Origin of the sequence: Alkalibaculum bacchi (assembly GCF_937875145.1) — a bacterium.
GTDB lineage: Bacteria > Bacillota > Clostridia > Eubacteriales > Alkalibacteraceae > Alkalibaculum > Alkalibaculum bacchi_A.
In genome coordinates, this window is the sequence record NZ_CALNCS010000210.1 from 1 (window position 1) to 6,399 (window position 6,399).

Here is a 6,399-nt window from a genome sequence, read left to right on the forward strand (position 1 = left end):
AAGGTCTACTTGGTTTTCAATGGCTTCTTTTAGTACAGCATCATTTACATCTAAGCATACTAAAACCTTATTAACTTCCATGTTAGGGCTTCCAATCATAAGACCTACATTGTCCCAGCTCTCAGCTAATTTTCTTGGTGCAAGCTCTTCAATGAATTGAATAATTTGTTGGCATTTTACAGACACTTTTTCACAACCTTTATTTTTTCTAATAAGGAACGACATTCTTCTCTCCGTACTTTGGCATTTTCGCTTTTCTCTACACTACAAGCTTTGATAATTTTATTTAGTTCATTTTCTTTTGCAGTGATAAGCTCATGAAGCAGTGGGTGTTTGTTTTGTACTAAAATAGGACTTATATGATAATCAATTTCTGCCCATGATTCGCTTTTACCTTTTTTAGCAACTATTATTTGATAAATGCGCCTATCTTCCTGAGCTAAGTCCTCTTCGATTATTTGAAATCCCTCTTGAATTAAGTACTGTCGTAATTCCTCTTGAGCAATCATAGGCTGTAAAATCAATCTATGAGCATTTAGAGCTGTTTCTTTATTGGCTTCGATGATTCCCTTGATTAAGATACCACCCATACCTGCAATAATGATGTTTTCTACATCCATACCTACAATAGGATCTAGACCCGGTCCTAACATTGTAGTAATTTCTCTTGTATATCCATACTTTTCAATTTGTTTATTGGCCATATTAATAGGACCTTGATTAATATCACAGGCATATACAATATTTGTAACATTGTTTTCCACTAAGTAAATTGGAATATACGCATGATCTGTACCTATATCCGCAACTGTAGCTTTATAGGTTACTTTTCTAGCAATGGCTTCAAGCCTAGGTGTTAATTGCATAAACTACTCCATTCTATACTTAACTATCTAAGAAATTAGGTGAATTTATGAGAATAATGAAATTATGTAGATGAACTTTCTTGTAATACCATTATACCATATTTCATCAAAATATGACTTTGGCAAAGTATGCTTTATTTGGAGAATATATGGGATATGTAAAAGAAAGATGAGTTATTGATGCCTGCTTACTACAACAGCAAGGAACTTGCTCTGCGAATTTCTCACTGTTCGTGATTATCGCCAAATGAAAGCAAAGCATTCCTTTACGTAGACAATATAAGTTCACAGCAAAAACGGCAAGCCGTTTGTACGTTCAATCATATCGTTTACTGCGAAAACTTTGTTTTCGCTTGGCCCCTTATTTCGCGCGAAAAGGCCAGAGACATATGTCTCTAGCCTTTATTCTCTTAAAAAATGGCTCCTCAGGTTGGATTCGAACCAACAACCTCCCGGTTAACAGCCGATTGCTCCACCGTTGAGCTACTAAGGAACGTTTAAATAATATTATAGTGATTTTTTTTATTTTGTCAAGAGTTTTGAAAAAATCTAGAAACAAATTCTGTGTGAATCACCTGCAGTAATAATATTGCCAAATAAAGAATCTAATATACACTTTTATTTCATTTTATTTAAAAATAAAAGACACCCTTATAAAAGGGCGCCCTTGGTTTAATCTAAATAATCTTTTAGTTTTTTACTTCTACTTGGATGTCTTAGTTTTCGCAACGCTTTGGCTTCAATTTGTCGGATTCTTTCTCTTGTTACATTGAATTCTTTTCCCACTTCTTCAAGAGTTCTTGCTCTGCCGTCATCCAAACCAAATCGCAATCTTAAAACTTTTTCTTCTCGGTCTGTTAATGTTTCTAATACATCTAATAGTTGTTCTTTTAACAGAGCATAAGATGCTGCTTCTGCTGGTGCTGGGGCGTCATCATCTGGAATAAAATCACCTAAATGACTGTCTTCCTCTTCCCCAATAGGTGTTTCTAATGATACTGGATCTTGAGCAATTTTTTGAATTTCTCTTACCTTTTCTTCTGTAAAGCCCATTTCTTCACCAATCTCTTTAGGTGTTGGTTCCCTACCTAAATCTTGCAACAATTGTCTTGAAACGCGGATTAGTTTATTTATAGTTTCTACCATATGTACTGGTATACGGATTGTTCTAGCCTGATCAGCTATAGCCCGCGTAATCGCCTGTCGTATCCACCATGTGGCATAAGTACTAAATTTAAAACCTTTGCCGTAATCAAATTTTTCTACTGCTTTTATAAGGCCTAAATTACCCTCTTGAATCAAATCAAGAAAAGACATTCCTCGACCAACATATCTTTTGGCGATGCTTACTACCAATCTTAAATTGGCCTCTGCTAATTGTTGTTTTGCTCTATCATCGCCTGCTTCCATTCGCTGAGCTAATTCAATTTCTTCTTCAGCTGTTAAAAGTGGAACTTTACCAATTTCTTTTAAATACATTCTTACCGGATCATTAACACTGATTCCCTCTGGTACATCTATTTCTTTAGCATGAATGTCTTTTTCAATCTCTTCGTGTTCACCATCTTCGGCAGATTTTGTAATATCATGTGTAAAAATTTCTATACCGTCTTCTTCTAAGATCGTATATATATCCTCAATTTGTTCTGGTGTTAAATCTATATCAGAAAGGAAATTTTGGATTTCTTCTCCTGTTAAAGTACCTTGTTTCTTTCCTTTTGCAAGGAGTTCTTTAACTTTTTGCATCTGTTTTACATTAACGTCCACTCTTAACCCTCCTCTCAACTATAATTTCTCTAGTTTACGTTTATTTTCGATAATTTGATAATATATCTTATTCTTTTCTTCATCATCTGTAGCATTTAACAATTGATTTTGTAAGGATTTATTATCATTATGAATTTTAATTTTTTTAATCGTATTACAGTAGCTAATAATAGCTTGTTCTTCTGAGCTTATTTCATCCGATGTAAATATTGACGATGCAATTTCTAGGTCCTTTTTATTACTTATGTCATTTATGAATTTATTACCTTGGATTTCTTTTTCATTTTCTATTTGATGAAATAGATATTGTGCTAGATCTTTATAAATTCCATCTTGAAAATGATTTAAATTAATTTTAGATTCAATTAAAGGAAAGATATTCTTATCATTGATTAAAATTTTTAGAATTTCTTCTTGAGCAATACTGTAAGCATTTTTTACAAATTTTTCTGGTTTTTCATTCCTATATTTTCCATTAGAATTTTTTTTATGCTCTTTTGTAACATTTTTTTGAATTTCTTGAAGAATTGTTTCTTTTGAGATACCTGTGTCTACAGCCATTTTGTTTAAATAGGCCTCTCGCTCAATACCGCTATTAACATTACTCAGATATGCAGCCATTTCTTTTGCAAATTTGATCTTGCCATCTACACTACTTATGTCATATGATTGTTTTAACTTGGAAATTTTATACTCGAAAGGAGTCATTCCTTTTGACATTTGTAGTTCAAAAGCATCTTTTCCATATTGATTTATGTACTCATCAGGATCTAGATTATCTGGTAAAGAAACTATTTTTATATCGATATCATTATCTTGTAGTATTTCTATGGCTTTAGACGTAGCTTCTTGACCCGCTCGATCCCCATCGTATATGACTACTAGTTCTTTAGCATATCGTTTAAGCAGCTTGCTTTGATCTTGGGTAAAAGCTGTACCTAATGAGGCCACAGCATTTTTAATACCTTTTTGATAAAGGCCAATGACATCCATATAACCTTCTACAATTATGATTTGTTCGTTTACGATTTCTTTTTTTGCATTATTTAACCCATACAAATTTTTCCCCTTATGAAAAATTTGAGTTTCAGGAGAATTTAAGTACTTTGGTGATATGCTATTGTCCAGCACTCTGCCTCCAAAGGCAATTACTTTTCCTGTAACATTTTGTATAGGAAACATAATGCGGTCTCTAAAACGATCATACAAGTCATTTGTAGATTTGTTTTTGCTTCTTAATATTAATCCAGATTCTAATAACTCATTGATATTATACTTCTTACTCAAAAGATAGCGAAGCAAGCCATTACCGTATTTTGGTGCATAACCTAGACCATACTTTTTAATAGTGGCTTTATCTATTTTTCTATCTAATAAATACGCTATTGCCTTAGAGTCATGTAATAATGTCTTATAATAGTATATTGCTGCATCCCTGTGTATAAGAAGTTGTCTTTCTCTTTTTTCATTTCTTTCACTATTATATTGTTGGTTTTGAGGCAATTTTATATGGGCTTTATCTGCAAGAAATTTTAGAGCTTCGACGAAGTTTAGTTTTTCGATTTCCATGATAAACGTTATGACATTGCCACCTGCACCACAACCAAAACAGTGATACAATTGCTTTTCTCTTGTCACAACAAATGAAGGCGTTTTTTCTACGTGAAATGGACAGCAGCATTTATGGCTTGTACCCATTTTTTTTAGTGTTACATATTCAGAAATAATATCGACGATATCATTTGCACTGACGATTTCATCTATGACATCGCTGGAGTAATAATTTTTACTGCTCAAATTTTCTCACCCCAATTCCCATGACAAACCAAAAGATTCTATTTGTTGTCTATTTCCTTTTCTACAACTGTTTTCAGTATCTGATAAAAATATTCATCTGCTTCTTCGTTTCGTTTCTTTTTATTCGATACTTTTTCTCTTTTTTTACGTGCTAATTGAGCCAAATGTCTTTGATATAATAATAATTCAATATTATCTTTAGTATAAATATTCCCAGAAGAAGATAAAACAGCCTTACACTTTTCTAGAGTAGCACAAGCTAGTCCATAGTCATCTGTAATTAATAAATCCTCTTTAGTGATATCGTTAATAATCCGAATGTCCACTTCCTGTGCTTCATTGTCTAAATATATCGTATTATCAAATAATTTGTCGAATGTATAGTGAGACACACTAGTGTAGTATATAACATCTATGGAATATTTTAAAGAGATTTTTTTTATTTCTTTTTTTACTGGGCATGCGTCTCCATCAACTAATATCCTCATCCTAAACCTCTATTTCTAGTTATACCCCCCATGGTTTGGGTACAAACAATTGTTGAAATTTCCTAATAGCGTATCGATCCGTCATTCCTGCTATATAATCGCAAATGACTCTCTCTGTGTTTTCATCATCAAATCTCTTTATAAACTCAGGTGGTAGTTTTTCTGGCTTTTCTAAAAAGTATTTAAAAATCGAACAAATAATAAATGTTGCTTTTCTTTCTTCTTCCTTTGCTCTCGAACTGATGTATACATTTGAAAACAAAAATTCTCTTAATTTCATTGTAGAATCCCATATTTTATCATCCATTTTAATAACATTCTTCCCATAAGACTCGTAAATTACACTACGTATCATATTATCGATGCGTTTTCCTTTTGTCTCTCCAAGAACAGAAGTATGCTCTTTAGGTAATTGCTCTTGTGTAATGAGATTTGCTCTTATAGCATCCTCAATATCGTGATTGATATAAGCAATTCGATCTGAAAGGTGAACCACTTGTCCCTCTAAAGTCTCAGGGCTAACTTTACCTGAATGATGTAGAATCCCGTCTCGTACCTCCCAAGTCAAATTTAAGCCTACACTATTTTCAATAATCTCTACAACTCGTAAGCTTTGCTGATTGTGATTAAAGCCAAAGCTACAGATACTACTTAACACCTTTTCACCAATATGTCCAAAAGGGGTATGTCCTAAATCATGGCCTAATGCAATGGCTTCTGTCAAATCCTCATTTAATTTTAAAGCTCTTGATATGGTCCTAGCAATTTGAGACACCTCTAAAGTATGAGTAAGCCGAGTGCGATAATGGTCCCCCTCTGGAGAAATAAATACTTGTGTTTTATACTTTAAACGTCTGAAAGATTTAGAATGCAATATTCTGTCTCGATCTCTTTGAAAGTCTGTCCGAATATCACATTTAGAAATAGGTGTTCTTCTACCCTTTGATTGAATACTAAAGGTAGCATATTTTGAGAGTATGGCCAATTCTAGTTGTTCTCGATCTTCTCTAATATTCACGACATTCGCTCCCATTCTCGTTCTAATTTTTACATTCTAAATTCTACGTATATTGCGTCATTGTAAATAACAGTTTTAGATACAACTTATATCTTAGAACATAGAACTCAAATGCCTGTTATATATTATTCGCTGTTGAGTCGTTAAATTCCTTCTTTTTAATGAGAATTTTTTTTATAGGTGAACAAATATGTAACTTGCGTCGCAGTGCACGATAAACATGGAACAATGAATCGTGAATTTCGCTTTCCATTAAAATACAAGAAAAACACGGCTACACCGTGCTTCTCTTGTATTCAAGTTTATTTACTGCTACAACCGTGACAGCTATTTTGAGATTTGTTTGATGGGCAACCTGCGCAACCACCCTTTTGTTTTTCTTTATATACATATCGTCCTGCAAAGATTACTACTAGTGTGAGAATGGCAATAATAACGATATTAGCCATATTTGATGCTATCC

Annotated in this window: 7 protein-coding genes and 1 tRNA gene; all 8 read right to left on the reverse strand. The window is 33.1% G+C overall.

The window, feature by feature from the left end:
- Nucleotides 1–186, reverse strand: a 186-nt coding sequence (locus Q7P22_RS12255) for a Nif3-like dinuclear metal center hexameric protein (RefSeq protein WP_303864555.1), incomplete at its 3' end; no start/stop codon positions are given.
- Nucleotides 177–866, reverse strand: a complete 690-nt coding sequence (locus tag Q7P22_RS12260; protein ID WP_303864557.1) for a class I SAM-dependent methyltransferase — start codon at nucleotides 864–866, stop codon at nucleotides 177–179. The genes Q7P22_RS12255 and Q7P22_RS12260, both read right to left, overlap by 10 nt.
- A 418-nt stretch (nucleotides 867–1,284) precedes the next feature.
- Nucleotides 1,285–1,359, reverse strand: a tRNA-Asn gene (locus Q7P22_RS12265).
- A 179-nt stretch (nucleotides 1,360–1,538) separates the two neighbouring features.
- Nucleotides 1,539–2,612, reverse strand: a complete 1,074-nt coding sequence (gene rpoD / locus Q7P22_RS12270; protein WP_303864565.1) for an RNA polymerase sigma factor RpoD — start codon at nucleotides 2,610–2,612, stop codon at nucleotides 1,539–1,541.
- Between the two features lie 39 nt (nucleotides 2,613–2,651).
- Nucleotides 2,652–4,430 carry a DNA primase gene (gene dnaG, locus Q7P22_RS12275; RefSeq protein ID WP_303864559.1) on the reverse strand — a complete coding sequence of 593 codons (1,779 nt, stop codon included), beginning with the start codon at nucleotides 4,428–4,430 and terminating at the stop codon, nucleotides 2,652–2,654.
- A gap of 38 nt (nucleotides 4,431–4,468) precedes the next feature.
- On the reverse strand, nucleotides 4,469–4,918 hold the full coding sequence (locus Q7P22_RS12280; RefSeq protein ID WP_303864561.1) for a DUF188 domain-containing protein: 450 nt from the start codon (nucleotides 4,916–4,918) through the stop codon (nucleotides 4,469–4,471).
- 19 nt (nucleotides 4,919–4,937) lie between these two features.
- Nucleotides 4,938–5,936 carry a deoxyguanosinetriphosphate triphosphohydrolase gene (locus Q7P22_RS12285; RefSeq protein WP_303864563.1) on the reverse strand — a complete coding sequence of 333 codons (999 nt, stop codon included), beginning with the start codon at nucleotides 5,934–5,936 and terminating at the stop codon, nucleotides 4,938–4,940.
- A 302-nt stretch (nucleotides 5,937–6,238) separates the two neighbouring features.
- Nucleotides 6,239–6,385, reverse strand: a complete 147-nt coding sequence (locus tag Q7P22_RS12290; RefSeq protein ID WP_303864566.1) for a FeoB-associated Cys-rich membrane protein — start codon at nucleotides 6,383–6,385, stop codon at nucleotides 6,239–6,241.
- Between the last annotated feature and the right edge of the window lie 14 nt (nucleotides 6,386–6,399).

Bases quoted from the DNA above. Each gene is read 5' to 3' on its own strand.
- Q7P22_RS12260 (WP_303864557.1), bottom strand. From the start codon at position 866: ATGCAATTAACACCTAGGCTTGAAGCCATTGCTAGAAAAGTAACCTAT.
- rpoD (WP_303864565.1), bottom strand. From the start codon at position 2,612: ATGCAAAAAGTTAAAGAACTCCTTGCAAAAGGAAAGAAACAAGGTACT.
- Q7P22_RS12280 (WP_303864561.1), bottom strand. From the start codon at position 4,918: ATGAGGATATTAGTTGATGGAGACGCATGCCCAGTAAAAAAAGAAATA.
- Q7P22_RS12290 (WP_303864566.1), bottom strand. From the start codon at position 6,385: ATGGCTAATATCGTTATTATTGCCATTCTCACACTAGTAGTAATCTTT.